General features: G+C 56.7%; 26 protein-coding genes. 9 read left to right on the top strand and 17 right to left on the bottom strand.

What is annotated here, in order from left to right:
• Positions 1 to 5 precede the first annotated feature (5 nt).
• The 3 genes from L881_RS0110210 to L881_RS0110200 all read left to right on the top strand — a co-directional run bounded on the left by L881_RS0110210 (position 6) and on the right by L881_RS0110200 (position 3,620).
• The gene (locus L881_RS0110210) at positions 6 to 884 is read left to right on the top strand and encodes an endonuclease/exonuclease/phosphatase family protein (RefSeq protein WP_084055477.1); all 879 of its coding nucleotides are present in this window, start codon (positions 6 to 8) and stop codon (positions 882 to 884) included.
• Positions 885 to 1,040: 156 nt separating this feature from the next.
• Positions 1,041 to 2,393 (top strand): gluconate:H+ symporter, encoded by a 1,353-nt coding sequence (locus tag L881_RS0110205; protein WP_025733597.1) that lies wholly within the window; start codon positions 1,041 to 1,043, stop codon positions 2,391 to 2,393.
• Positions 2,394 to 2,432: 39 nt separating this feature from the next.
• A complete protein-coding gene (locus L881_RS0110200) occupies positions 2,433 to 3,620 on the top strand; it encodes an alpha-hydroxy acid oxidase (protein WP_025733596.1) in 1,188 nt (395 codons plus the stop codon).
• Between the two features lie 174 nt (positions 3,621 to 3,794).
• On the opposite strand, the gene L881_RS0110195 is transcribed toward L881_RS0110200, so the two are convergent.
• The 15 genes from L881_RS0110195 to L881_RS13795 all read right to left on the bottom strand — a co-directional run bounded on the left by L881_RS0110195 (position 3,795) and on the right by L881_RS13795 (position 20,973).
• Entirely contained in the window at positions 3,795 to 5,060 is a 1,266-nt protein-coding gene (locus L881_RS0110195) for an SLC5/6 family protein (RefSeq protein WP_025733595.1), read from the bottom strand.
• A 203-nt stretch (positions 5,061 to 5,263) separates the two neighbouring features.
• Entirely contained in the window at positions 5,264 to 6,763 is a 1,500-nt protein-coding gene (gene nuoN / locus L881_RS0110190; RefSeq protein WP_025733594.1) for an NADH-quinone oxidoreductase subunit NuoN, read from the bottom strand.
• An 11-nt stretch (positions 6,764 to 6,774) separates the two neighbouring features.
• On the bottom strand, positions 6,775 to 8,289 hold the full coding sequence (nuoM, locus tag L881_RS13200; RefSeq protein WP_034579288.1) for an NADH-quinone oxidoreductase subunit M: 1,515 nt from the start codon (positions 8,287 to 8,289) through the stop codon (positions 6,775 to 6,777).
• A gap of 79 nt (positions 8,290 to 8,368) precedes the next feature.
• Positions 8,369 to 10,237 carry an NADH-quinone oxidoreductase subunit L gene (gene nuoL / locus L881_RS0110180; protein WP_025733593.1) on the bottom strand — a complete coding sequence of 623 codons (1,869 nt, stop codon included), beginning with the start codon at positions 10,235 to 10,237 and terminating at the stop codon, positions 8,369 to 8,371.
• Positions 10,234 to 10,554 carry an NADH-quinone oxidoreductase subunit NuoK gene (gene nuoK, locus L881_RS0110175; RefSeq protein WP_211238912.1) on the bottom strand — a complete coding sequence of 107 codons (321 nt, stop codon included), beginning with the start codon at positions 10,552 to 10,554 and terminating at the stop codon, positions 10,234 to 10,236. Before nuoK ends, nuoL begins: the two co-directional genes overlap by 4 nt.
• Positions 10,551 to 11,084 (bottom strand): NADH-quinone oxidoreductase subunit J, encoded by a 534-nt coding sequence (gene nuoJ / locus L881_RS0110170; protein ID WP_025733591.1) that lies wholly within the window; start codon positions 11,082 to 11,084, stop codon positions 10,551 to 10,553. Before nuoJ ends, nuoK begins: the two co-directional genes overlap by 4 nt.
• 19 nt (positions 11,085 to 11,103) lie before the next feature.
• Entirely contained in the window at positions 11,104 to 11,643 is a 540-nt protein-coding gene (gene nuoI / locus L881_RS0110165; protein WP_025733590.1) for an NADH-quinone oxidoreductase subunit NuoI, read from the bottom strand.
• A gap of 11 nt (positions 11,644 to 11,654) precedes the next feature.
• On the bottom strand, positions 11,655 to 12,641 hold the full coding sequence (gene nuoH / locus L881_RS0110160; protein WP_025733589.1) for an NADH-quinone oxidoreductase subunit NuoH: 987 nt from the start codon (positions 12,639 to 12,641) through the stop codon (positions 11,655 to 11,657).
• Positions 12,638 to 15,385: an NADH-quinone oxidoreductase subunit NuoG gene (gene nuoG / locus L881_RS0110155; RefSeq protein ID WP_025733588.1), complete on the bottom strand. Its 2,748-nt coding sequence runs from the start codon at positions 15,383 to 15,385 to the stop codon at positions 12,638 to 12,640. Before nuoG ends, nuoH begins: the two co-directional genes overlap by 4 nt.
• A 108-nt stretch (positions 15,386 to 15,493) precedes the next feature.
• A complete protein-coding gene (gene nuoF, locus L881_RS0110150; RefSeq protein ID WP_034579284.1) occupies positions 15,494 to 16,876 on the bottom strand; it encodes an NADH-quinone oxidoreductase subunit NuoF in 1,383 nt (460 codons plus the stop codon).
• Positions 16,873 to 17,394, bottom strand: coding sequence for an NADH-quinone oxidoreductase subunit NuoE (nuoE, locus tag L881_RS0110145; RefSeq protein WP_025733586.1), 522 nt, complete (start codon positions 17,392 to 17,394; stop codon positions 16,873 to 16,875). Before nuoE ends, nuoF begins: the two co-directional genes overlap by 4 nt.
• An 18-nt stretch (positions 17,395 to 17,412) precedes the next feature.
• Positions 17,413 to 19,206 carry an NADH-quinone oxidoreductase subunit C/D gene (gene nuoC / locus L881_RS0110140; protein ID WP_425393546.1) on the bottom strand — a complete coding sequence of 598 codons (1,794 nt, stop codon included), beginning with the start codon at positions 19,204 to 19,206 and terminating at the stop codon, positions 17,413 to 17,415.
• A gap of 23 nt (positions 19,207 to 19,229) precedes the next feature.
• The gene (locus L881_RS0110135; RefSeq protein ID WP_025733584.1) at positions 19,230 to 19,907 is read right to left on the bottom strand and encodes a NuoB/complex I 20 kDa subunit family protein; all 678 of its coding nucleotides are present in this window, start codon (positions 19,905 to 19,907) and stop codon (positions 19,230 to 19,232) included.
• 102 nt (positions 19,908 to 20,009) lie between these two features.
• Entirely contained in the window at positions 20,010 to 20,414 is a 405-nt protein-coding gene (gene ndhC / locus L881_RS13195; protein WP_051464869.1) for an NADH-quinone oxidoreductase subunit A, read from the bottom strand.
• Positions 20,415 to 20,811: 397 nt separating this feature from the next.
• Positions 20,812 to 20,973, bottom strand: coding sequence for a hypothetical protein (locus tag L881_RS13795; protein ID WP_156926548.1), 162 nt, complete (start codon positions 20,971 to 20,973; stop codon positions 20,812 to 20,814).
• On the opposite strand from L881_RS13795, the gene thiD reads away from it, so the two are divergent.
• From thiD to L881_RS0110100, 5 genes are all read left to right on the top strand, one after another.
• Positions 20,972 to 21,772 carry a bifunctional hydroxymethylpyrimidine kinase/phosphomethylpyrimidine kinase gene (gene thiD, locus L881_RS0110120; RefSeq protein WP_025733583.1) on the top strand — a complete coding sequence of 267 codons (801 nt, stop codon included), beginning with the start codon at positions 20,972 to 20,974 and terminating at the stop codon, positions 21,770 to 21,772. The genes L881_RS13795 and thiD overlap by 2 nt on opposite strands.
• Before the next feature lie 249 nt (positions 21,773 to 22,021).
• Entirely contained in the window at positions 22,022 to 22,357 is a 336-nt protein-coding gene (locus L881_RS0110115) for a QacE family quaternary ammonium compound efflux SMR transporter (RefSeq protein WP_034579280.1), read from the top strand.
• 82 nt (positions 22,358 to 22,439) lie between these two features.
• Positions 22,440 to 22,877, top strand: a complete 438-nt coding sequence (dtd, locus tag L881_RS0110110) for a D-aminoacyl-tRNA deacylase (protein ID WP_025733581.1) — start codon at positions 22,440 to 22,442, stop codon at positions 22,875 to 22,877.
• 168 nt (positions 22,878 to 23,045) lie between these two features.
• A complete protein-coding gene (locus L881_RS0110105) occupies positions 23,046 to 23,315 on the top strand; it encodes a BrnT family toxin (protein ID WP_025733580.1) in 270 nt (89 codons plus the stop codon).
• Positions 23,305 to 23,592: a helix-turn-helix domain-containing protein gene (locus L881_RS0110100; RefSeq protein WP_025733579.1), complete on the top strand. Its 288-nt coding sequence runs from the start codon at positions 23,305 to 23,307 to the stop codon at positions 23,590 to 23,592. The genes L881_RS0110105 and L881_RS0110100 overlap by 11 nt, the downstream gene beginning before the upstream one ends.
• Before the next feature lie 11 nt (positions 23,593 to 23,603).
• Here the strand turns inward: L881_RS0110100 and L881_RS13455 are convergent, their stop codons facing one another.
• Positions 23,604 to 24,149: a DUF4232 domain-containing protein gene (locus L881_RS13455; RefSeq protein ID WP_025733578.1), complete on the bottom strand. Its 546-nt coding sequence runs from the start codon at positions 24,147 to 24,149 to the stop codon at positions 23,604 to 23,606.
• Between the two features lie 51 nt (positions 24,150 to 24,200).
• The gene (locus tag L881_RS0110090; protein WP_025733577.1) at positions 24,201 to 26,132 is read right to left on the bottom strand and encodes an ABC-F family ATP-binding cassette domain-containing protein; all 1,932 of its coding nucleotides are present in this window, start codon (positions 26,130 to 26,132) and stop codon (positions 24,201 to 24,203) included.
• Between L881_RS0110090 and L881_RS13630 the strand changes: the two genes are divergently transcribed.
• Positions 26,062 to 26,748 (top strand): TIGR02444 family protein, encoded by a 687-nt coding sequence (locus L881_RS13630; protein ID WP_084055483.1) that lies wholly within the window; start codon positions 26,062 to 26,064, stop codon positions 26,746 to 26,748. The genes L881_RS0110090 and L881_RS13630 overlap by 71 nt on opposite strands.
• Positions 26,749 to 26,771: the final 23 nt, after the last annotated feature.

Here is a 26,771-nt window from a genome sequence, read left to right as displayed (position 1 = left end):
TCTTGATGAGTGTTCAATGGAGCATGCCGCAATTGGACAGCGATACCTCCCCAGAAACCAGCGCACCCAAACACGAGACGGTGCCGCAGGACATCAGGCTGATGACCTTCAACCTCCAGGTTGGCATCAGTACGCAGGCGTTTTATCAGTACCTGACCCATAGCTGGCAGCATCTTCTTCCCAACGCCAAGCGCAACCGGCGTCTTACCCTGATTGCCGAGCTGTTAAAGGGCTACGACATCATTGGGTTGCAAGAAGTCGATGGCGGCAGCTTTCGCTCGGGCAATATCAATCAGATTGATTATCTTGCCGATAAAGCGAACATCCCTTACTGCTTCCAGCAGCTAAACCGTAATCTTGGGCGCTTTGCCCAGCACAGCAATGGGCTGTTAAGCCGTTTCCCTGCCGCTGAAATCATTAATCACAAGCTGCCTGGCCCTCCCGGACGTGGCGCCATGCATGCGCGTTTTGGCAATGGCGACGATGCACTGCATATTTTTGTCGCTCACCTTGCCCTCGGCGCGAAAACGCAATACAAGCAGCTCGACTACCTGAGCAAGCTCATTGCACCGCTCAACAATGTAGTGTTTATGGGCGATCTGAATGCCACCAGTCACCAGCTGGGAAGTCACCCCCACTTTTTCGACGCGGTGGATCTAACACCCATCGAAGCGTTGGACAGCTACCCCGCCTGGCAGCCCAAACGCGCCCTCGACCATATTCTGATCTCCAAGAGCCTGCATGTGCAGGAGTACCATGTACTCGATCAGCTCTTCTCCGACCACCTGCCCGTTGCTGCACGTATTCGACTGCCGCTTGAGTGCATCAAAAGTATCGAGCAGACCGAAAGCGGCAAACGACCACAGAAGAAGGTGTTAGTGTAGGCAGACACTACCCAGCACCTACCTCTCAGGAAAAGCGCTACCGGCTGCCTCCCATGCTTAGCCGCCCTTCTTAGACATAAGTCTATACCCTCCTTCCTGCGCTCAGTCATTCTGATATAAGGGGCCGCTTAATCCACTAAAAAGCGAATTGCACATATGCCTCTTATCATCACTGCGCTGGGAATCCTGGTGCTTCTGGTGCTTATCATGAAACTGCGGGTACAGACACTGATCGCGCTGGCGATTGTGTCATGTCTGCTGGCCTTTGCGCTGGGGATGCCGCTGGACGCCATAGTACCTGCCATTGAGAAGGGGTTTGGTGCCACTCTTGGCGGTGTGGGCCTGATCTTTGTATTCGGTGCCATTCTTGGCAAATTGCTGGCCGATGCCGGCGGTGCCCAGCAGATCTCGGCCACGCTTATCGAGCGTTTCGGTGAAAGCAGGGTTCAGCTATCGGTGATGATAACGGCCTTCGTGCTCGGCATTGCCCTGTTTTTTGAAGTGGGACTAGTGCTGCTGATTCCTATCGTTTATCAGATTCACCGCCAGACGCAAAAGCCGCTGCTCTATCTTGCCCTGCCGATGATTACCGCGCTGTCGGTAACACACGCCTTTCTTCCGCCCCATCCTGGCCCCACTGTCATCGCTTCTGAATATCAGGCCAGCATCGGCATGGTGCTGATTTACGGCGTGATTGTTGCCATTCCTACCCTGCTGCTGGCCGGCCCTTTGTTTGTATGGCTGATAAAGCGCACCGCACCACAGCTGCTGGTGATCAAATCGGTGGGCGATGTTACTTCGCTGGGAGAAGTGAAGGAGCTGGATCGCGCTCAACTGCCTGGCTTTGGAATCAGTGCCATTACCGCCGCGCTGCCGGTGCTATTGATGCTGATGGCAACGATCATCAAGTTCATGCAGGAAGCATGGAACATTGAGAACAACCTGTTGTTCAACGCAATCGAGATGATCGGCAAGCCCACCATGGTGATGCTGATATCGGTGCTGTTTGCCATATTCAGCATGGGGGTGATGCGTCAGCGTTCGATGAAAGAGCTGACCGCTTCGATGGAAACAGCGGTGCGCTCCATTGCCATGCTGGTCATGATTCTCGGCATTAGCGGCTCCTTCAAGGAAGTGCTGCTGCAAGGCGGCGTGGGCGACTACGTGAAGGCCCTGTTTGAGCACAGCGCGATTTCTCCTCTGCTGCTGGCCTGGCTTATCTCTGCCATGATTCGTACTGCTCAAGGCTCGGCAACGGTCGCAGCGCTCAGTACCTCCGCGATGGTGCTGCCGTTGATGGAATCAAGCCAGGTTGATCCCGCCCTGATGGTGCTGGCAACTGGTGCGGGCAGCGTCTTCCTTTCCCATGTCAATGACACCGGTTTCTGGCTGATTAAAGAGTCATTTGGCCTTTCGATCAAACAGACCTTTGCGACCTGGTCAGTGCTGGAAACGCTGATCTCCGTGTTTGGCCTGGTATTCGTCCTGCTACTAAGCCTCGTGGTGTAGCGAACGTCCTTTTTATTCCGAATAAACAAGAGCATTGCCATGAGTACTCCGCTAACTCCACGTCGCAGCGATCAAAAGCGTTATCTGAATCTGGACGACTACAGCGCGGCTGCACAGCGCCTGTTGCCACGGGCGCTGTTCGCCTACGTTTCAGGCTCGGCAGGCGACGGTGAAACACTGGCTGCGAACCGCGATGCCTTCAAGCAGTGGGCGCTAATACCGCAGCAGCTGCGCGGCGTCGCTTCACGAAGTGCCGCCATCGAGCTACTCGGCCAGCGTTTTGCCATGCCGATTGGCGTGTCGGCATTCGGCGCGGCGGCGGTTTTGGGCTATAACGCTGATATCGCGATGGCGGCAGCGGCATATAACGCAAATGTGCCTTATCAGCTGAGTGCCAACTCCATTACGCCCATGGAAGAGGTAATCAAGGTGAATCCCGAGGCGTGGTTCGCCGCCTATCTGCCAGACGATGCAGCGCTGATCAGAGGCGTTGTCGAGCGCGTTAGCAACGCAGGCTTCAAGACTCTGGTAATTACGGTCGATGTGCCGGTGGCTGCCCGACGCGAGCCGGAAACGCGGGCTGGCTACGCCATGCCGTTCAAGGCATCGGCGCGCTTGGGGTTTGATATGCTCCGCCATCCGCGCTGGGTGCTGAGCCGCTTCACTCGTACCCTGCTGCGGCGCGGGATTCCGCACATTGAAAACGTTACCCCCCAGCGTGGCCCCAGTATCTTTGCTTCCAACACAGGGTCGATCGGTGGAGCGGCCAACTTCAACTGGGACAATATTCGTGCTATTCGCGCACAGTGGCCCGGCAAGCTGCTGCTGAAGGGTATTCTTTCCGAACGCGATGCGCTAACAGCACAGGAGATTGGCGTCGATGGCGTGATTGTCTCGAATCATGGCGCCCGTTTAAGCGATTCATCCATCACACCGCTGGAAGCCCTGCCAAACATCCGCGCAGCCTGCCCTGAGCTGACGGTTCTGCTCGATGGCGGCGTGCGGCGTGCCGGGGATGCGTTAAAGGCGATCGCGCTGGGGGCAGATGGCGTGATGATTGGCCGTCCACTGTTTTACGCCACCATCCTTGGTGGCCGGCGCGGCCTCGTTCATGCGCTGCATTTGCTGAGCGCAGAACTGGATCGGGAGATGGGCTTTCATGGCTTGCTAAACGTTAACGAAGTACGTGAGGAAGATCGGCTCTATCGGCGCGGGACGCTTGCCTAACGTGCTGCACCGGGAAGTATGGAAGCAGATATCGAGATAACCTCAAGGCATCTGCTTTCATCGTCTCTTGGCTGCTTCGAGCCTTGTCACAGAGGCAAATCCGGCACTTTCTCCAGCATCCTAATCATCCCCAACCAAACGCGCCGCTGGTCACTGCCAGCGGCGCTCTTCATGCTAGCTCAGAAACTTGTACAGCATGCCGGAGACGGCAATAAGGCCCACGGCGATTACCAGCAGGTTGGAGGGGGCACGCTTGTATTTGGCCAGGGCGGGCACCGAGTAGATCGCCGCCATCGGCACCAGAAACAGCAGTACGGCAATCACAGGGCCGCCGAGGTTTTCGATCAGATCGAGGATGCTGGGATCAAGCGTAGCGGTCATCCAGCACGCGATGAAGATCATGATGGAGACCAGCAGATCAACGCCACGCCCACGATTGCCAATCAATCCACGGGCGCCCTCTTCCGCACCGATGTAGTGCCCCAGAAAGGACTTGCTGATCGCTACCAGTGCGATGATGGGCGCAGCATAGGCGATCACAGGTCTGCCCAGGTAATTGGCCAGATAGGAAAGAATGGTGACATTCTGATCGCGTGCTTCGGCAAGGTTGGCAGGTGATAACGTCATCACGCAGCTGAATACGAAGAACATCACCGTCACGACCATCAGCAGGTGGGCTACCGCGAGCATACGCGATCCTTTTTGCTCGGCGCGTTCACCATAGCGCCGATACTGAGCCACGGAAAAGGCAGAAATCATCGGGGAGTGGTTGAAGGAAAAGACCATGACCGGAATCGCCAGCCACAGGGTATAGGTCATGTGATGCCAGTTAATCGGCTCAGCGGCCGTTGTCAGGAACTCCCCTTTCCATTGGGGAATCAGAAAAAGCCCCAGTGCAACAAGCGCAATAATGAAAGGATAGACCAGCAGGCTCATGGTTTTCAGAATGCGCTGTTGGCCGCCCCGCGCAATCAAGACCAACGCCCCCATCAACAGTAACGATAGCCAGCCGCGGGGAATCGGTGACCAGCCGAACTGGTGAATCAGCAGGCTCTGCACGGTATTGGTTAGCGCGACGCTATACACCAGCAGCAATGGAAATACCGCGAAGAAATAAAATATCGTAAGCAGCGAGCCAGTTGTCTGTCCAAAATGGCGCTTGAAGGTCATCGTCATATCACGGTCGCCCTGCTCCGCGCCGCTCAAGACAAAGCGCATCAAACCGCGATGCGAGAAGTAAGTGGCCGGAAATGCCAGCAGCGCAATCATCACCAGCGGCCATACGCCGCCAATACCTGCATTGATCGGCAAAAACAGCGTTCCCGCTCCAATGGCAGTGCCATATAACCCCAATATCCAACGCAGATCGGAACGATCCACCTTTTTTGCGTTCACTTGCGAAACGTCACCTGAACGGGAAGCAATGGAAGAAGTGGTCATGGCAAAGTCTTGGTTGATTTTAACGTTATTAAGTGGCGCGCTTCCTTTCTCAAAAAGCGCATAAGAGGCGCATTAACCTACCATATATTGGAAGGATTAGGTGGATTACGCTCACCCAATTGCGTTTTACGGATAGAAAAAAGCCGAGGCGGAGTTATCTCCGCCTCGGCTTTCATACGCCCCTCGATAAGCGAGGGTGCCGGTTACAACCCTACCGGCAACGCACTGTTGACCATAGTGATAATGGGCTCTGGGAAAATACCAATCCACAGAGTCAGTGCTGCCGCGATCACGACCACCAGCGCACCCAGCGCCTGTCCACGGCCATTCGCCGCAGTGACGGTAGCATCGTCGGTTGGCAGGAACAGCTCTACTATCGTGCGCAGGTAGTAATAGAGACCAATGGCACTGCCCACGATCACACTCGCGGCCAACCACCACAGCTCACCATTGACCGTCAGCGCCAGCACATAGAACTTGCCAATAAAGCCGGCCGTCAGAGGAATACCCGCCAGTGACAGCAGCATGAAGGCCATGCACACGGCCAGCACCGGACGACGCTGGGCAAGCCCGCGCAGTTCGGAGGTATCACGATTGGCGCTGTCAGCATGAGTCGCCAGCGCCACCACACCAAAGGTGCCCAGCGATGTCAGTACATAACCGACCAGGTAGACGCCTGTAGCTTCGAGCACCAGCTGTCCACTTTCGCTCAGCTCACCCGCACCATCGGAAACACCGCTGCGCAATACGACAACCGCCGTCAGCAGATACCCAAGATGGGCAATCGACGAGTAACCCAGCAGGCGCTTGATATTGTGGCTACGCAGCGCCAGCAGGTTACCTGTCAGCATCGACAGCACTGCCAGCACAGCAATTACCGTGTGCAGTTTCACCGAGAAGGTTGGCGCAAGAATGAAGAAACGAACCAGCACGGCAAATACCGCCACCTTGCTGACGGTCGCCAGGAAAGCAGATACCGGAGCCGGAGCCCCTTCATACACATCAGAAGTCCACATATGGAACGGCGCGACGGATAGCTTGAAGGCCAGCCCGATCACCATCATGCCAACACCGATGATGGTCCAGGTATCGAGATAATCAACCGACACCAGCTTGAGGCCAAGTTCTGCAAAGCCAAGCTCACCGTATGCCGCAAACAGCAGTGCCATGCCGAACAGCAGGAAGGAAGAGGCAACAGCTGACAGCACCAGGTACTTGATGCCCGCTTCCAGCGACTGCTGGCGCTTGAAGATATAGGCCGCCATTCCGTAAAGCGGTACCGACATCAGCTCAAGGCCGATGAACAGTGAGGCCATATGTACCGCAGAGACCAGCACCATGGCCCCCAGAGTGGAGCACAGCAGCAGCAGATAAAACTCTTCGCGGTGCACCTTCAGGCGATCGAAATAGGCATACGCGAATACGATACATGCCAGCGCCGCCACCAGAATCAGCCCGATATAAAAGAGCGAGTAGCTATCTACCGCTACCATCGGGCTTACCAGCGTCGGAAGTTGGCTCCCGTGATCGCTGCACTGCACCCAGAAAACGGAGAGCAATGCGAGGATCAGGCCACAGCCACTCAAGGTCGCATTAAGGAAGTGATTCCTTCTGCAGGCCACCGAGAGCATGACCACGACGACCGTGATGCCGACGATAATCAGCGGCAGGAGCGCGAATAAATGTGTCAATGTCAAATTCATGGCGGCTCAGTCTATTGAAGCAAGGAAGGATTCAGAAACCACTGTGTAACTTCGGTCATTGATTGCAGCGAAAGATTCAATACCAGTTGCGGGAAGAAGCCTGTAATCAGCAGAGCCACGACCAGCAGAGCAAGCATCGACGTTTCACGAACACCAAGACCCGGCAGTGCAGTTTTTGATTTCGGAGCGCCGTAATAGACCCGCAGCATCAATACCAGTGAATAGACGGCAGCAAGCACCAGCCCTCCACTCGCAATCACTACCACCCAGGGAGACTCCTCAAAGGCACCGAACAGCACCAAAAATTCGCCAATGAAGTTGCCGGTACCCGGAATGCCCAGCGAGGCCATCACGAACACCAAGGCAAAGCCAGGCAACGCTCCCGTTCGTCCGAACAACCCTCCCATCTGGCGCATATCACGGGTGTGCAAGCGCTCATAGAGCTGACCGGAGATAATGAACAGGCCGGCCGCCGAGAATGCGTGAGCAACCATCAGCACCACCGCACCCTGCAAGGCAAGCGTGCTGCCTGAGTAGATGGCGATCAGGACAAAGCCCATGTGCGAGATACTGGAACAGGCCACCAGACGCTTGATATCCGTTTGCGGGAAGGCCAATACCGCCCCGTAATAGATACCGATCAGACCCAACGCCATCGCGACCGGCGCAAAGAGGGCCGACTGTTCCGGGAAGAGAGGCAGCGCAAAGCGCAACATGCCATATGCCGCTGTCTTGAGCAGAATCCCCGCCAGGTCAACCGAACCAGCAGTAGGTGCCTGAGCGTGTGTTCCCGGTAGCCAGCCGTGCAGGGGCACCACCGGTAGCTTGACCGCAAAGGCGATAAAGAAACCGAGCATCAGCACCATACCCAGCGTGCCACCAATCGGGCTATCAAGCAGCGCCTGATAATCGAAGGTAAAGACGCCAGTCTGGTAATAGTGCGCGAACGCCAGACCGAGAATGGACAGCAGCATAAGAAGCCCTGATGCCTGGGTATAGATGAAGAACTTGATGGCTGCCTTGGCCGGGGAGCCGCCCTCGTCGCTGTGATGCCCCCACAAGGCCACCAGCAGGAACATCGGCACCAGCATCACTTCCCAGAAGAAGAAAAACAGGAAGAGATCAATGGCCAGGAATACCCCCATCACACCGCCGATAATCCACATCAGGTTCAGGTGGAAGAGGCCGATACGATCAGTTACCTCACTCCACGAGCAGCCTACCGCGAGAATGCCGAGAAGACCGGAGAGGATAATCATCACCAGCGACAAGCCATCTATCGCCAAATGGAAAGTGATACCGAAGCGTTCTATCCAGCCGACCTGGAATTCATGGGTCCAGGCAGGAACGGCGCCAACCGCACCAAGCTGGAAGTCACCTGTGGCCCATAACCAGAACGACAGCACGGTGACCAGCCCCATGGTCACAAGTGCGACATAGCGGGGCAAAGCGTGGCCCATGTAACCGGCCAGCCAACACAACAGGCCGCCGATGAATGGGATCAATATGAGCCATGGAAGAATCATGAGCGTCTCGATTCCTTTTCCTTAAAGAGTAGCGCCGCGCCAGCCAGACCACTGTTCAGCCAGCGCGCGCCAAACGTCATCAACTAACTAAAAGCGCCGCAACGATTACCAAGGCACCTAGCACGAAGGTAGCCGCATAGCTGCGCAGCTGACCGTTCTGAGAGGCCGACATGGCGCTGTTGCCCAGTTTCACAAGCCCCGGGAAGATCCCTGCCAGCTTGTCGATCCAGTCATAGCGATGCAGCCGTGCAATAGCCAGGTAAGGCTTGACGAACAGGCGGTCGTAAATCGCATCGAAAGCGAATGCCGAGTTGAAGAATTGCCACAACTTGGCACCTTCATCACTTTCTACCAGCCCTTTGACGAAGCGACGGCGGCCAAGGAACAGCGCAGCGGCAATTCCCAAACCTACGATGGCAACCACTGACGACAGCACTTCAAGCGAAATCTGTAGCGCATGGCTCGCGGTGACTTCAGTCTCGGGAAGCACGTTCGAGAGCGGCGGTGTGATAAACGCCCCCACAAAGGTAGAGAGCACAATCAGCACCAGCAGCGGCAGGTGGTGCGCGATACCCTGCGGCGCATGGGCATGTTCACTGGCATGGCTGGCCGGTTTGCCATGGAACACAATAAAGATCATGCGGAAGGTATAGATCGAGGTCAGGAAGGCACCTGCCAGACCGCCGAGCCACAGCACGGTGTGCCCATTGGCGAAGGAGAGCCACAGAATCTCATCCTTCGAGTAGAAGCCGGAGGTCACGATGGGCAATGCCGACAGCGCCGCACCACCGACCACAAAGCAAGCGTAGGCCAGCGGAATTTTCTTGCGCAGTCCGCCCATCTTGAAGATGTTCTGCTCGTGGTGGCAGGAGATAATCACCGAGCCAGATGCCAGGAACAGCAGCGCCTTGAAGAACGCGTGGATCATCAGATGGAAGATGGCAGCGCCATAAGCGTGAACGCCAAGCGCCAGGAACATGTAGCCAATCTGACTCATGGTCGAGTAGGCCAGTACACGCTTGATATCGGTCTGGGCCAGCGCCGAGAAGCCTGCAATCAGCAGCGTCAGCAGCCCCAGCACGCCCACCAGTTCATCAGTGAACGGCGCCAGTTCGAACACCACATGGGTACGCGCAATCAGATAGACACCCGCCGTTACCATGGTCGCCGCGTGAATCAGCGCCGACACCGGTGTTGGGCCTGCCATGGCATCGGCCAGCCAGGTTTGCAGCGGAAGCTGTGCAGATTTACCTACGGCACCACCCAAGAGCATCAGCGCGGTCACCTCGGTCAGCAGCGTACCTTCCGCCATGACCTCGGGCGCTTGCGCGATCACGGTCTGAATATCCAGTGTTCCGAACTGAATCCAGATCAGGAACATGCCGATTGCCAGGAAGACATCGCCCACGCGTGTGATGATAAACGCCTTGAATGCCGCCCAAGCGTTGGCTTCACCGCGGTAGTAGTAACCGATCAGCAGGTAGGAGCAGAGACCCACGCCTTCCCAGCCAAGGAACATCAGCAGCAGGTTATTCCCCAGCACCAGCACCAGCATGCTGAACACGAACAGGTTCATGTAGCAGAAGAAGCGGGTGTAGAGATAATCCACCTGATCCTTGAGATCTTCACGCATGTACCAGGAGGCGAACAGGTGAATCAAAAAGCCTACGCCGGTAATCACGCCCAGCAGAGTGAGCGACAGACCATCGAGGCGATAATCGAACCCGACCTCAAATGCCTCTACCGAGATCCAGGTCCACAGGTGTTGAACAAAGGCGGTCTGATCGTTGCCAAAGAACTGGAGCGCCAGCGCCAGTGTGGTCAATGCCGAAAGACCAATCGAACCTACGCCGATAGTGGCCGCCAGATTCACCGGCATGCGGCGGAAAATGGCGAGCAGTACAGCACCAATCAGCGGAAAGAGTGTGACCAGAAATAAGTAGTTCATCCTTTCATCCCACTGACGGCGTCAATATCAACGGTTTTGAATCGACGGTGAAGCTGAATCAGGAAGGCGAGACCGATACTGGCTTCAGCCGCCGCCAGGGTGATGATAAAGATAAACATCACCTGACCATCGGCCTTGCCCCATGCCGCCCCGGCTACTACGAATGCCAGCGCCGCTGCGTTCATCATGATTTCAAGACACATCAGAACAAACAGTGCATTACGACGCACCAGAAGCCCCGCGGCACCGATCACAAACAGAATCAGCGCAAGAATCAGGCCGTGCTCCAATGGCACGGAAGAGATTGCGTTATTCATTTCAGCCCCTCCGGACGGTCACCCGCTTGATCCTGATGGCCTTCATCACGTCCTACGTGAGTCGCCGCCACCAGCGCGCCCAACAACAGGAAGGCTGCCAGCTCGACCAGCACAATATAGGGGCCGAACAGGGCCATACCGATCTGCTTGGGCGTTTGCGTCACACCGCCCACGCCATAGCCTCGGCTATCCATGAACAGCGTAAAGACCAACACCGCCAGCAGCAGCGCTGCCATGATCGACGGCCACAGCCAGATACCGGGTCTGAGCCATGCCTTCTCTTGCTCTACCGCCGCCTGGCCCAGGTTGAGCATCATCACAACGAAGACGAACAGCACCATAATGGCACCGGCATAGACGATAATTTCCAGGATTGCCGCCGAAGGCGCACCGATGGAGAAATACACCATCGCGATGGCAATCAGCGAGACCACCAGATTCAGCAGCGCATGCACGGCGTTAACGCCAGTCACCACGCAAAAGGTGGCGGCAACGGCGACTGCTGCAGATAAATAAAACGCGAATTCCACGATCAGGACCTCTTGTGGCTTACGGCAGCAACGACTTGACGTTAATCGGCTCGGCCTCATTTTGCGCCTCCCCCTTATCCTTGCCTGCAATCGACAGCCCCGACACACGATAGAAGTTGTAATCGTGATCCTTACCGGGGCCAGAAATCAGCAGGTCTTTCTTCTCGAACACCAAATCCTGACGCTTGAACTCACCCAGCTCGAAATCCGGCGTTAGCTGAATTGCCGAGGTTGGGCACGCTTCTTCACAAAGACCGCAGAAGATGCAGCGCGAGAAGTTGATTCGGAAGAATTCGGGATACCAGCGTCCGTCGTCCTTTTCACCTTTCTGCAGTGAGATACAGCCTACCGGACAGGCAACGGCACACAGGTTGCACGCCACGCAGCGCTCTTCGCCGTCGGGATCGCGGGTCAGCACAATACGCCCGCGATAGCGTGGCGGCAGCGGCACCTTCTGCTCTGGATAAAGCAGCGTTTCGCGCTTTCTGAACGTGTGGCTGGCGACCATCAGGACGGTACGAATCATCGTCCAGGTGCCATGCAGCAATTTTATGATCATGTTCCCCTACCTCACTGAGCCGGTGCGTTGAGCAGCACCACGACACCCGTGGCCAGCAAATTCAAAAGCGTCAGCGGCAAACACACCTTCCAGCCGAAACTCATCACTCGGTCATAGCGCGGACGCGGCAGCGATGCCCTGATCAGAATGAAGAACATCATGAAAAAGGCGGTTTTAAGCGCGAACCAGATAAACGGCGGCAGCAGCGGGCCGTTCCAGCCCCCGAAGAAGAGCACCACCAACAGCGCGGATACCAGCGTGATACCTACGTATTCACCCACAAAGAACATGCCCCACTTCATGCCGGAGTATTCGATGTGGAAGCCGTCGGCAATTTCCTGCTCGGCTTCTGGCTGGTCGAAGGGGTGACGGTGCACAACTGCGATGGCTGCAATAAGGAAAGTCACGAAGCCGAAGAACTGCGGCACCACGTTCCACAAATGGCTCTGGTACTCAACAATATCCCTGAGGCTAAAGCTGCCTACCTGCGCCACGATGCCCATCAGCGACAGACCGAGGAACACTTCGTAGGAGATGGTTTGTGCCGAAGCACGCATGGCACCAATCAGCGCATACTTGTTCACGCTGGCGTAGCCTGCAAACAGCACCGCGTAGACGTTGAGTCCCGCCATTGCCATAAAGAAGAGCAGGCCCACGCTCATGTTGTCGAAGACGCCCCATGAGGGAGAGATGGGGATCACCATGAATGCGAGAATAATGGTGCCCATCGACACCATCGGCGCAAGAATAAACAGGCGCTTGTCTGCAAACGGCGGAATCCAGTCTTCCTTGAAGAACATCTTCAGCATGTCGGCCGCTAGCTGTAGCGAACCAAACGGGCCGACACGGTTAGGACCATAACGATCCTGCCAGATACTCAGCGCACGACGTTCGATAAAGCTCATCAAGGCGCCGATGACTACCGCCACCAGCATGATTACTACCGCCTGGATGACCGCTACGATAACGTCGATCACTTCTCCAGTAAGCCAACTCATGCCCGTACCTCCTGCTCAAGGCGAGCCCACTCACCAAAGATATCCACCGGGATATTCTCGAACCCGCGCGGAATACCAATGACACCACGCCGAAGCTGGCTGGAAATACGCAGCGGCAGCAGCAGTTCGTGCTTGCCGACACGTACCCGCACCTTGCTGGCGCGATCAAGACCCAGCGTTTCAACATCAGCGGCGCCCAGCGCGATATAAGCATCAGGAGTACGCTCCTGCACCGGCTTGGCACGCGCACTGGTCTCTTCACTGCCGTGCAGATGATAGAGAGGCACCACCTGCCAGCGATCGTGATAAAGCTGGAAAGCGCTCGGAATATCGCTGAAATAACCCAGCCCGCGAGTATCACTGTCGGCATCCGGCTCAATCAGGCGAATGCCAGGATCACCGGCGCGCAGGCTGCCGCCCACTTCATCCTGGAACTTGTTCCATGCCTGCGGCGAGTTCCAGCCCGGTGACCAGGCAAACGGAATCTGCTGACGCGGTTCGTGGGTGCCGTTATAGCCTTCCATGGAGAACGCCAGCATCGAATCCTTGTCCTGCGGCTGACGCGGCTCCACCACACTGAGGTTGGCGCGCATCGCGGTACGGCCACTGGAGCGGTGCGGAGAGCGCGCAATCTTCTGCCCCTTGATACGGAACGAAGCGTTCGGCGCAGCGTCCACAATACCGGCGAGTGCTGGCACCGCGTTTGCCACTTCCAGTGTTACCTGGTCGAGCTGGGTCCAATCGACCTTGCGATCTTCGATGGTTGTATGCAGGGCATGCAGCCAACGCCACGCTTCGTGGGTCTGGTCGTTGGGACGATAGTAGGAAGGATCGTAAACCTGGAAGAAGCGCTGTGCGCGGCCTTCCTGACTCACCAGCGTACCATCGCCCTCGGCAAAGGTAGCCGCAGGCAGCACAATATCGGCACGCAGGCAGGTAGGTGTCGGGGTGTGATCGACCACCAGCAGAGTGTCAACGTTATCCAAAGCTTCATCGACACGTTTGGCAGGCAGACGGCGGTACAGGTCATTCTCCAGTACCACTGCGGCATCCGCCTCCTCGCGCGCGAACTCCTTGATGGCCCAGTCAAGCGACTCGCCCCCCAGCATGGCAAGTCCCATGCTGTTGGCTTCACTTGGCACCAGCGTCAGCGAACCGTTAAGGCCAGCCCCCTTGACCGCTTTAGCGATATTGAATGCCGCTTTCAGCACTGCATTTGAGCGCAGCGACTCACCGGCGATAATCAGCGGGCGCTTGGCGTTTTTCAGTACCTGCACGATATCCGCGACCTGACGCTGTACATCATCATCAAGATCACCGACCGAGGGAGCACTGGCATCAAGTGCAGCCGCAATGCCGAAACCAAAGCGGGCAATTTCGTCGGGGGAGCCGTGGTAGGTGCCGCGAGCGATATCGTCGAGCTTGGTCTCGGTCACGGTCGCCATGAACACGGGGTGCTTGTAGCCCTGTGCGTAGTTATCAATGGCGGCGGCGTTCCAGTCGGGAATCTTGTATTGACCGGCCAGTTCAACAGCACCACCGCGTGCAGCCTGACGCAGAGACAGAGCGATGCGCGCAGCGGTTTGAGTAAGATCTTCACCCAGTACGATAACCGCGTCGTGATGTTCGATCTCACGCTGGGAAGGCGTCGGCAGGCCACTTTCACGCAGCATGCGCTGCATCAGATGCAAACGCTCCAGCTCACCCGCTTCGATACCGGTAGAGAAGTTTTCTGCCCCTACCAGCTCGCGCAGGGCGAAGTTGCTTTCGAGGCTGGCACGCGGAGAGCCGATGCCGATAACGCGGCGGGCGCGCTTCAAGCGCTCAGCGGTACGATCCAGTGCGGCATCAACGCTCAGCGTGATATCAGCCTCTTCCGCACTGGGATCGCGCAGCAGCGCCAGGCGCGGGCGGTCAGCATTGTTGACGTAACCGTAGCCGAAACGTCCACGGTCACACAGGAAGTACTGGTTCACCTGCCCGTTATAGCGGTTTTCGATACGACGCACTTCGCCATAACGCTCTCCGGGGCTGGTGTTACAACCGCTGGAACAGCCATGGCAGATGCTCGGCGCAAACTGAAGGTCCCATTTACGGGTGTAGTGATCACCATGGGTTTTATCGGTAAACACACCGGTAGGGCACACTTCTGTCAGGTTGCCGGAGAATTCGCTCTCCAGCACACCATCCTTGGCGCGCCCGAAGTAGACGTTATCGTGTGCACCATAAACGCCCAGATCGGTGCCGCCAGCGTAATCCTTGTAGAAGCGCACGCAGCGGTAGCACGCGATACAGCGGTTCATCTCATGCTTGACGAACGGCCCCAGGTACTGGTTTTGGTGAGTACGCTTTTCCTGACGATAGCGGCGCTTGCTGTGGCCGGTCATTACCGTCATATCCTGCAAGTGGCAATGGCCGCCTTCAGCACACACGGGGCAATCATGAGGGTGGTTGCGCATCAGGTATTCAACGATGCTGGCGCGGAATTTTACCGCCTCATCATCTTCGATCGAGATGTAGCTATCGTCCTGAATACCGGTCATGCAGGACATCACCAGACGACCGCGAGTGTCGTCCTTGTCCCTGTATTGCTTGACCGCGCACTGGCGACATGAACCGACGCTGCCGAGCGACGGGTGCCAGCAGAAATAGGGAACATCAAGACCCAGCGACAAACATGCCTGAAGCAGGTTGTCAGCGCCGTCAACTTCATATTCCTTGCCGTCTATATGGATAGTGGCCATGGGCTAGTCTTTCCGGTCCTGATTCAGCCTTTACAGTCGCGCCGAATCTCTTATAAACCTGTGGTCGTGGGCTTCACCCTGCGACCCCTGAAATGGGTGCTGCTATGTTCAGGCGGTACCCAGCGAAGGGTGAGCCGCTGCCGGCGATGCCTGAACCGACGAAGAGCGAATGCCTGCTTCGAATTCGTCACGGAAGTATCGGATGGCGCTGCCTAACGGGCTGATAGCGCCAGGTGCCAAGGCACAGAAGGTGTTACCGGGACCTGCGTTGTGCACAATTTCTTCAAGCAGCTCGATATCTCCCGGTCTGCCTTCACCGGCTTCAATGGCGCGCAGCAGCTTCACCGACCACGGCAAACCATCTCGACACGGCGTGCACCAGCCGCATGACTCATGCGCCATGAACTCTTCGATATTGCGAATAACCGACACAATGCTGCAGGTCTCGTCCATCGCCAGCGCCAGTGCAGTACCCATACGTGACCTGATGGCACCGAAGCCGTTGGAACACATCTGGATATCAATATTGCTGGCGGGCAGGAAGTCGGTACCCGCACCGCCCGGCTGGAATGCTTTCAGCTTCAAGCCATCGCGCATGCCACCCGCGTAATCTTCCAGCACTTCACGTGCGGTAATACCGAAGGGCAGCTCCCAGAGGCCAGGATTTCTGACCTTGCCGGTGAAGCCCATCAGCTTGGTGCCATGATCTTCCGAGCCTTCACGGCACAGGCCGTGGAACCACTCGATGCCGTTCGCCATCACGGCAGGAACGTTGCACAGCGTTTCGACGTTGTTGACGACGGTCGGCTTGCCCCATGCGCCGGACTGCCCCGGGAATGGCGGCTTGGCACGCGGGTTGGCGCGCTTGCCTTCCAGGGAGTTGATCAGCGCGGTCTCTTCGCCGCAGATATAGCGGCCAGCACCGGTATGCACGAAAAGATCGAAATCGAACCCTGTACCGAAGATATCCTTGCCCAGCAGCCCAGCAGCGCGTGCCTCTTCAACCGCGTAGCGCAGGTTGGCCGCCGCGTGTACGTATTCGCCGCGCAGGAAGATATAACCGCGATAGGAGTTATTGGCGTAGGCCGCAATGATCATGCCTTCGATCAACAGGTGCGGCTGCTGCTCCATCAGCATGCGGTCCTTGTAGGTGTTGGGCTCCATTTCGTCGGCGTTGCACAGCAAATAGCCGCGTGGAATACCCTCGCCCTTCATGGTCAGGCTCCACTTCACACCCGCCGGAAAGCCCGCACCGCCACGCCCTTTGATACCGGCCTCTTTCACTTCGGCGGCTACCTGGTCAGGCGTCAGCTCGGTAAGCGCACGCCTGGCGCCCTCATAACCGTTTTTGGAGCGATATTCATCAAGGAAGATCGGGCTAGCGTCATCGTTCAGGCGCCAGGTCAACGGATGAGTTTCGGGAGCCCGCGGCATGCTATTGCAGGTACCAAGCGAAGTCAGGCCGCTGGTTACAGGAGTAATCAAACTCATTTATACGCCTCCAGCACGCTCATCAGGTTGTCAGGACTGAGGTTGCTGTAGGTATCATCGTCTACCATCATTGCCGGCGACTTATCGCAATTACCCAGACACACCACAGGAATGAGGGTGAAGCGGTCGTCGGAAGTGGTTTGACCTACATCAATGCCCAGCTCACTTTTAATCTTGCCGCGCAGCGTTTCATAACCGTTGATAAAGCACACCATGCTGTCGCACAGGCGAATGATGTGGCGACCTACCGGCTGGCGGAAAATCTGGCTGTAAAACGTCGCCACGCCTTCCACATCGCTGGCGGGAATGCCCAGCACTTCGGCTACCGCCGGAATCGCTTCGTCTGGCACCCAGCCCTGGCGTTTCTGAACGATTTTCAGCGCTTCGATGGAGGCGGCACGCGGATTTTCGTAATGGCCGATTTCTGCAATGATTTCGGCGCGCTCTTCTTCTGTCAGCTCATACTTGAGCGCTTCAGCGCGATCGCTGGTAATCAGGTCAGAGTAAAGACTGCTCATGATGCGTAGCTCCTTCCCTTAACGGTCCACATCGGCCATCACGAAGTCGATACTGGCTACGTGGGCAATCAAATCAGGAACGAAGCCGCCACGCATCAACGTAGGAATATGCTGCAAATGCGGGTAGCTCGGCGTGCGAATACGGGTACGGTAGCTCATGGTGCTGCCGTCCGAGGTCAGGTAATAGCTGTTCAGGCCCTTGGTTGCCTCGATCATCTGCAACGATTCGTTAGGCTTGAGCACAGGCCCCCACGACACTTGCAGGAAGTGGGTAATCAGCGTTTCGATGTGCTCTTTCATGCGCTCACGCGGCGGTGGCGTTGTCAGCGGATGGTCCGCCTTGAAGTCACCGGCAGGCATGTTATTCAGGCACTGTTCGATAATGCGCAGGCTCTGACGCATCTCTTCGATACGCATGGTGCCGCGGTCGAAGATATCGCCGTTGGCACACAGCGGCACTTCGAAATCGAAATTTTCGTAGCCTGAATAGGGGCGCTGCTTGCGCGCGTCGAAGTTGAAGCCCGTAGCCCTAAGGTTCGGGCCGGAAATTCCCCACTCCAGCGCTTCCTTGGTGTCGTAGGCTGCCACGCCTTTGGTACGGTCACGGAATACCGCGTTCTCGTGCATGCACTTCTCGTACTCGCGCAGGCGCTTGGGCATCCAGTCGAGGAATTTCCTGACCAGGCCATCCCACCCTTTGGGCAGATCGTGTGCCGTACCGCCGATGCGGTACCAGGCCGGGTGCATACGGAAGCCGGTAATCGCTTCGATGACTTCGTAAGCTTTCTGACGGTCAGTAAAGGTAAAGAATACCGGCGTCATGGCACCGATATCCTGATAGTAGGTGCCGAGGAACAGCAGGTGAGAAGTGATGCGGAAAAATTCCGCCATCATCACGCGAATGGTCTCGGCACGCGCTGGCACCTTGATACCGGCGAGCTTTTCAACCGCCAGCACATAAGGCAGGTTATTCATTACCCCGCCGCAGTAATCAATGCGGTCGGTGTAGGGAATATAGCTGTGCCACGACTGGCGCTCGCCCATCTTCTCGGCACCGCGATGGTGATAGCCGATATCAGGAACGCAATCGACCACTTCTTCACCGTCGAGCTGCAACACGATACGGAAGGCACCGTGAGCCGCCGGGTGGTTAGGCCCGAAGTTCAGGAACATGTAGTCACGGTCATCCTTGCCGCGCGTCATGCCCCACTCTTCAGGAACAAACTCCAGCGCCTCCTGCTCACGATCCTGATCTTCCATGGTCATGGTGTAGGGGTCGTATTCGGTAGCGCGAGCGTTGTAGTCCTTGCGCAGCGGGTGACCACGCCAGGTAGGCGGCATCAGAATGCGCTTGAGGTTGGGGTGACCGACAAATTCAATGCCGAACATGTCCCAGGTTTCACGCTCATACCAATCAGCCACAGGCCAAATGGAAGTGACTGTCGGCAGGCGCAAATCACTCTCGAACAGCGGCACCTTGAGCATCAGATCCTTGCCACCGGAGAGGTCGGCAAGAATATAGAACACGGTGAACTCAGCGTTCGGCAGTCCTTCACGGTGAGCACGCAGGCGCTCATCCACGCCGTGCAGGTCGTAGAGCATTTCGAAAGCATTGTCGCCCTGACGCAGGAATTTCATTACGTCGAGCAGGTCTTCCCGAGCCACCCACAACACCGGCATGCCGGTCAGCGTGTTCTGGAAATGAAAGCGGTCTGCGCCAAAGGCTTTGTACAGCGCCTGGACAACAGGCGCCTGATCGAGGCCGATTGGCATGTCAGGCCCGCGGGAAGTAGAGAAAGGATGTTCGCTCATTGAATGTCGTCTTCCGCCGGGACTTAAACTTCGTCAGGTGTGCGCAGTTCGGTTACCGCAATGCGCTGGTCGCGAAGCTTCTCTTTCTGCGACGGCATTTCCTTGCGATAAACCCCTTGATCGCCCACCACCCAGGAGAGGGGACGACGCTCCTCACGCACCGACTCCTGCAACAGCTGTAGCCCTTGCAAGAACGCTTCGGGGCGGGGCGGACAGCCGGGAATATAGACATCCACCGGCAGGAACTTGTCAACGCCCTGCACAACCGAGTAGATATCGTACATACCACCCGAATTGGCGCAGGAGCCCATGGAGATCACCCATTTCGGCTCAAGCATCTGGTCGTAGAGCTGCTGAATAACGGGCGCCATCTTGATGAAGCAAGTGCCCGCGATGACCATGAAATCGGCCTGACGCGGTGATGCACGCAGCACCTCGGAGCCAAAGCGCGCCACATCGTGGGGCGCAGTAAAGGCCGTGGTCATCTCCACATAACAGCAGGAGAGGCCGAAGTTATATGGCCACAAAGAGTTGCTACGGCCCCAGTTCACCGCCGAATTCAGTACATCTTCAAGCTTGCCCATGAATATATTCTTGTGGGCCTGCTGCTCCATCGGATCGCCGACTGTGCCCTGATCGCCAATGGGATACTTAGCATTGGCAGGGGTTTTCGGGTCGATGCGCGTCAACTTGTACGACATGGAGATCGCCTCGTAGAGCTTTGATCTGCACAGTAGCGCCAACTACCGCAGACATTGAATAAACGCAAAACGCAGCACCCACCGAAGATGGGCGCTGCGAATTTAAAAGGATTCGTGCCGTGCCTGATCCGCGATGTGCTCGCTTTTTTTCGGCACCCAATCAAGGGCACCCATGCGCGCATCAAACACAAGACCAGCAAGAAGAATGAAGATAAAGATGGCGGCGCCAATAAGGCCGGTCCAGCCCACTTCGCGTACCGATACTGCCCAGGCGAACATGTAAAGGGCTTCGATATCGAAGATAACGAACAGCATGGCAACCAGATAGAATTTGGCCGAAAACCGAACGTGAGCGGAGCCAGCCCCCAGGATGCCGGATTCGAAAGGAATGTTTTTCTCGTGTCCCCAGGAGCGTCCACCCAGGACGCTGGCGGCGCCGACCATAAAGGCCAGCAGCGCGAGGGTTGCGAGTACAAAGACAGTCACTGCCCAGTATTGCGCTATCATCGTTTTTCACTCATCAAGTCGAGGTACTTGCCGTATACCTGTGATCGTATATTCGACCTTATGCGAGCGCTCAGCGCCTTGCCTGAGGCTCACCATTTGCATAATTATGGGTACTGCCAAACGGAGCTGACCCCGCCATCGGCCACGTCGCATGGAAAACAGATCAAGGCGCGGCGAAATGTCACACCCCGAAGTGTACCGCAAACCTGATTAACTGGAAAAAACTTTCCTAAGTTTCCTACATTTTTGAACGATGCGCTTGTTGCTCACCGACCGCGTTCAAATGCATTCAAATGCAGAAAAGGCTTGCAGCTACTGGCCGTGAAGGGCATTTCTGGCATGAAGCCCGACACAACAAAGGTACCGCCACGTTATAAAGACCACACTCCTTATACGCCTACTCGTGGGCAATCACCAATACAAACGACTTATCAAAAATTCGCAGCCTAATGATTTGATAAATCAAAGCCGTAATCGCCCCCTTCACTTTACCTTTAACGGCTGATCGTGCCCTACTGTGCGGGCTAACCATCACCCGCATTTCAGCGAGAAACGTCATGACACCTCCACACCTGCTCAGCATCGCCGGCACCGATCCAAGCGGCGGAGCCGGGCAAATGGCCGATATCAAAACCTTTTCTGCACTAGGCGGCTTTGGCACCAGCGTTATCACCGCGGTGCTGGCACAGAATACGCAAGGCGTTCAGCAGGTGCTGCCGATGCCTATCGCGCTGATCGAACAACAGCTGCACAGTGTCTTCAGCGATATCAGTATTGATGCCGTCAAAATAGGCATGGTGGCTGATCGGAAGACCGCTACAGTGCTGCGCCACGCCATCGAACGCTACCGCCCGCGCCACGTCGTGCTTGATCCTGTGATGGTCGCGAAAAGCGGCGATACGCTGGTCGATGAAGCCGGCATTGCTGCCGTCCGTGAGATGCTGGTGCCCATCGCTGACGTAATTACGCCCAATCTGCCTGAAGCCGCTGCCCTGCTGGGGTGCCCACAGCCCACCTCGCTCGACGCGATGGAGCAGCTCCTTCCTGCCCTGAACGCACTCGGCCCTACAGCCATTTTATTGAAAGGCGGTCATCTTCAGGCCCCGCATAGCGCCGACCTGCTCTATCACAACGGCGTTATCGAACAGCTTGATGCCCCGCGCATCGACACGCGCAACCTGCACGGCAGCGGCTGCACCCTCGCTTCTGCGATCACCGCACTGCTCCCGCAACGGGAATCACTTTCCGAAGCGGTACACGAAGCGAAGCACTATATGACTCGCGCTCTGGAGGAATCCGCGCGGCTTAATGTAGGCAAGGGAAATGGCCCTGCGCACCATTTCTGGCAGTGGTGGTAAATTCAGGAGCAGCCTGCAAGACAGAATAATGAGGCTACTCTTCCGGCAGGGCTGCATCTTTTTCAACGTCAACACATATATGCGGGAGCAAGAAGGCCACTGGCAGCTACCCTGAAGCCAAAACGGCTGCTGAAAAAATCCGTCAATTCAGAATAAAAGCGGCAATGACTGCCGATTTTCCTTAAAAGCCCAATCAATTACACTGGCCCACTTGTCCATGTAATCTATTGCTTCATGAAGGAATCTCGAATGCTGATCTCCTGGGTGGTGCTGAGCATTGCCATCATTGCCGAAGTCGCCGGTTCAACCCTGCTAATGAAGACCGAACAGTTCACCCGCCTGATTCCAACGGTAGGCACGCTGCTGCTCTATGGCATTGCGTTTTACTGTCTGTCGCTGTCGCTGCGCCATATTCCGCTCGGGATTGCCTATAGCGTATGGGCCGGTGTCGGCATTGTGCTCACGGTCATCAGTGGCGTTGTGATCTTTCAGCAACGTCTCGACATCGCCGCGGTGGTTGGCGTGAGCCTGATTATTATCGGCGTCATGGTCATCAACCTGCTCTCCTCCACCTCTACGCACTAGCGCTGCCCATCGCGCCATTAGCCAGCCATTGCCTTGTTCGCCCTACTTCCCCTTCTATCTTGAGCTATCACAGGAGAGCCGTATGAAAGCCCTTATCCAGCGCGTCAGCGAAGCATCCGTTACCGTCGATCATCAGGTTATTGGTCAGATTGGCCCGGGGTTACTCGCGTTGATCGGGGTCGAGAAGGACGATGGCGATGCCCAGATAGAGAAGATGCTGCACAAACTGCTTCATTACCGCATTTTTTCCGATGACAACGGCAAGATGAATCTGGGGCTGGAAGCGAGCGGTGGCGGGCTGCTATTGGTGTCGCAATTCACGCTGGTGGCCGATACCGCCAAGGGGTTACGCCCCGGCTTTTCTCGGGGCGCCTCCCCCGAGCATGGTCGCGCTGTTTTTGATCGTTTGCTGAGTGCCGCCAGAGAGCGGCTGCCTGAGACACAAAGCGGTCAATTTGGTGCCGACATGCAGGTAGCGCTCATCAATGATGGCCCCGTCACCTTCATGATCGAAGTGTAGCCGTCAGCTCGCCTTGACCCGCGCCGCTCAGCCTCTTGCGCATAACAAGGCGCTGATAGCTCTGCCATAAATTCTGATCACCATCCGCCGATAGCCTTTCACGTTGCGTCGCACTCCTGCGCATTCCTGAAAGGCGCTATTCAGCCTCTATATCTGCTGGTGGTTACCATGTCCTATCATTTCGAGATTGATCCGCTCAAAAACGCCATCAACATGGATCGTTTTCATCTACCGCTATGGCTGACGCTGGAGATCATCGAGCATGAAACCTGCTCCTTTCAGCTATCGCATCCACAGCACGGTGAAGAGCAACTAATCACCTTCGGCTATGTGGGGCCACAGTTGCATGTCACGGTGTGGAATGTGCAAAGGAATACCCTTCGCGCCCTAGTGGTACGCCGGGCCAATCGCAATGAGGAAGCGCGTTATGGAGACTAGCGTAACGGCGCTGCCAGAGCTGAGCGATGTCGATGACCGGACAGCCATCACGCTACTCGCCCCGATAGATGCCGCCACTCAACTCAAGATTGCTCGCATCAAGCTATGTCTGGGAAGGGAAGATATGGCGACGCTCATGCGCGTAACGCCTGAAGATATTCGCGACTGGGAGCACCGCTACCGTCGCCCGAGCGGTGCAGCGATAGCGCTCATTGCACTTGTTTACACGTATCCCGTTGAGATGGAGAAGTGCCTGCGCACCCTACACCGTCGTTAATGCCGATGGGGCTATCCATCAGTGGTCGAAAAAGGCTGTACTTCCAGCTTATCAATGCCGGTCAGACAACCATATCCCTGATGAGCGACATTGAACGGCGCAGCGTTGTCATCAAGGGTTATCGCCAATCCTTGCAGCTCCACGGGCTTGCACTCCTCGGTAACATAAGGCGAACCATCGCGCCCCATATTGGTAAGGCCAATGGTCAGGTAGGCGTGCTCCCCAGGATTGAGCATTATGCTGTGCTCGGTTGAACGGGGCGCTACCGCTGGCGGAATTTCGCCATGCCCCTCACTGATACGCTTCACCCCAGGCGTGCCAGTGAGCGTACAGGTGGAATCCTCCGTGTTGGTGAAGGTATAGCTAAAATAGACTGACCCCGCCCCGGCATCTCCGTCGCCCTCCGTCACCTTGAGCTGATCGGGCGTGCAAGCACTCATCTGCGGGGTCGAGGCGTGAGTATCTGCGTAACTGCCCTCGTGCTCAGCTTTCGAACAGCCCGCCAGAGTTGCCCCACAGGCGAATGCCAGCACCAGAGACCCCATCACCTTCTTCATACAGCCTCCTACAGAAAAGGCGGCAACGCCGCGACATCCCTCACCGGCGCGTTACTGCTGCGCGGCTTCAAGCGCTTCTTCGGCTTCCAGCCACTGCTGTTCAGCCTCTTCCAGAGCTGTGCCAAGTTCACCACGCTGCTGCGTTAACTGTAGCAACTGCTCCTTGTTCTCAGCATTGTAAAGCGTCTGGTCGCCCAGTTGCTCCTCGATAGCCGCCATCTCCTTTTGCAGCGCCGACATCTTTTTCTCTGCCGCATCGCGCGCCTTCTTCAGTGGCTTGAGCTGCTCGCGCTGTGCAGCCGACTGCTTGCGCTGATGACGCTTGTCCGCTTGAGAGGCGGCATTAGCGTCAGAAGAAGCCTCAACCACGGCAGGTGCAACTTCAGGCGCAGCCTTTGCCTTGCCCGAGGAAGCGCTGCGCTCTTTCAGCCAGCGCTGGTAATCATCAAGATCCCCCTCAAAAGGAGCCACCTGACCATCGGCGACACACCAGAAGCGATCGACACTGGCGCGCATCAGGTGACGATCGTGTGAAACGATCACCACTGCGCCCTCAAAGCGTGCCAAGGCATCGGTGAGCGCTTCACGCATTTCGAGATCCAGGTGGTTGGTCGGCTCATCAAGCAGCAGCAGGTTAGGTTTCTGCCACGCAATCAGTGCCAGAGCCACACGCGCCTTCTCGCCCCCCGAGAATTGCCCTACCGCAGCAAAGGCATCATCCCCACGAAAATCGAAGCCACCGAGGAAGTTGCGAATTTCCTGCTCGGAGCTTTGTGGCGACATGCGCTGAATATGCAGATAGGCGGAAGCATCCAGATCAAGGGCATCGACCTGATGCTGAGCGAAGTACCCCAGCTTCAAGTGCTCGCCTTCGATCCGCTCGCCACTCAGCAGCGGCAAATCCCCCGTCAATGACTTGATCAGCGTCGATTTACCGGCACCGTTGGGGCCAAGCAAACCGATGCGATCACCGGGCGCCAGCGACAGGCGCACATGATTCAGCACCGGCGGCTCGGCATAGCCGATATTGGCCTGATCGAGAGAGAGCAGCGGGAAGGAAATTTTATCCCACGCATCAATCGAGAAGGTGAAGGGCGACTCGGCACGCAGCGGCGCGATCTCCCCCATTCGCTCAAGCATTTTCAGACGGCTTTGCGCCTGACGCGCCTTGGTCGCCTTGGCCCGGAAACGTCGCACGAAATCTTCAAGCTCAGCACGCCGCGCTTCCTGCTTGACGCGCTCAGCTTCACGGCTAGCCAATCGCTCCGCACGCATGCGCTCAAATAAAGAGTAGTTGGCGGTATAAAGCACCAACTGGCGTTGGTCGAAGTGCAGGATGCGATTGCAAACGCCGTCGAGAAAGTCACGGTCGTGAGAGATCAGCAGAAGCGTGCCTGGATAGCGCACCAGCCACTGCTCCAGCCAGAACAGCGCATCCAGATCAAGGTGGTTGGTCGGCTCATCGAGCAGCAAGACATCAGAGGGCGTAAACAGCGTGCGGGCAAGGTTGGCGCGCATACGCCAGCCACCCGAAAAGGCGCTCAGCGGCTGATCCAGTTCATGCTGAGCAAAGCCCAGCCCTACCAGCAGCTGCTCGGCACGGGGGCGTGCGGTGTAACCATCATGGTGCTCAAGTTCTCCCAGTAGCTCGGCATAGCGCATATCATCGCCGGCCTCTTGCGCCACCTCGATCTGCTGCTCAACCGCACGCAGCGCGTGATCACCATCCAGCACGTAATCAGTGATGGTACGGTCGCGGGCATCAATCTCCTGCGCCATATGCGCAATACGAGTGCCGTTGGTGATGGCAAGCTCACCACGGTCAGCGCCCAGCTCACCCAGCATCAAGGCAAAAAGGCTGGATTTACCCGCACCGTTGGTACCAACAATCCCCACCTTCTCGCCATCATTAATGATCAGGTCAGAAGGTTCGATCAAGGGTTCACCACCGCGCACCAGCGCGAGTTGGCGGAATGCAATCATGGGCTACCTCTTAACCAGCGATCGTCGCGCCGCCAGCATGGTGAAAGAAGGCTGCTGCGCCTTCTTGAGAAACAAGACAGAATGCGCGCATTCTATCACTTGCTGGCCTAACTCTTCATTGCACAGCGGAGCTTTTACCTTGACCGATACACAGCCACACGCCGTGCGCTCGTTATGGACGTTCGCAGTCGCTTTACATGCCCTTCCCGGTCAGGAGAGCGGCATGCTCAACCTTCAGGATGAAGCGGGGATGGATATTCCAGAGCTGCTGTTTTACTGCTGGCTGGAGCGCCGCCATGAGCACCTGACAGCGCCTTCCCAGCTTGAGGAGATACGCCGCTGGCAGGCGCGTTTTACTGCGCCGTTACGCTCCATGCGCAGAGAGCTGAAGCCGCTGCTCGAACATGACCCGCAGCTAGCTGATATGCGTAACGCCATCAAGAAAGCGGAGCTTGAATCGGAGCGTGAAGTGCTGCGCCGCCTGGCCCTCCTTGAACGTGGCGACGGTGCCCCCAGCGAGGATGCGTGGCAGACCTGGCACGGTAAAATAAGCCCCCCTCATGCAGCCATTGTCTTGAAGGTTCGCCAGGCGGCCCAACGTATTGCTCTCGAATAACCCCCTGCGTATCTGATACATTG

The sequence above is a fragment of the Carnimonas nigrificans ATCC BAA-78 genome (genome assembly GCF_000526695.1).
GTDB lineage: Bacteria > Pseudomonadota > Gammaproteobacteria > Pseudomonadales > Halomonadaceae > Carnimonas > Carnimonas nigrificans.
This window is presented reverse-complemented; position numbering and strand designations above follow the sequence as displayed.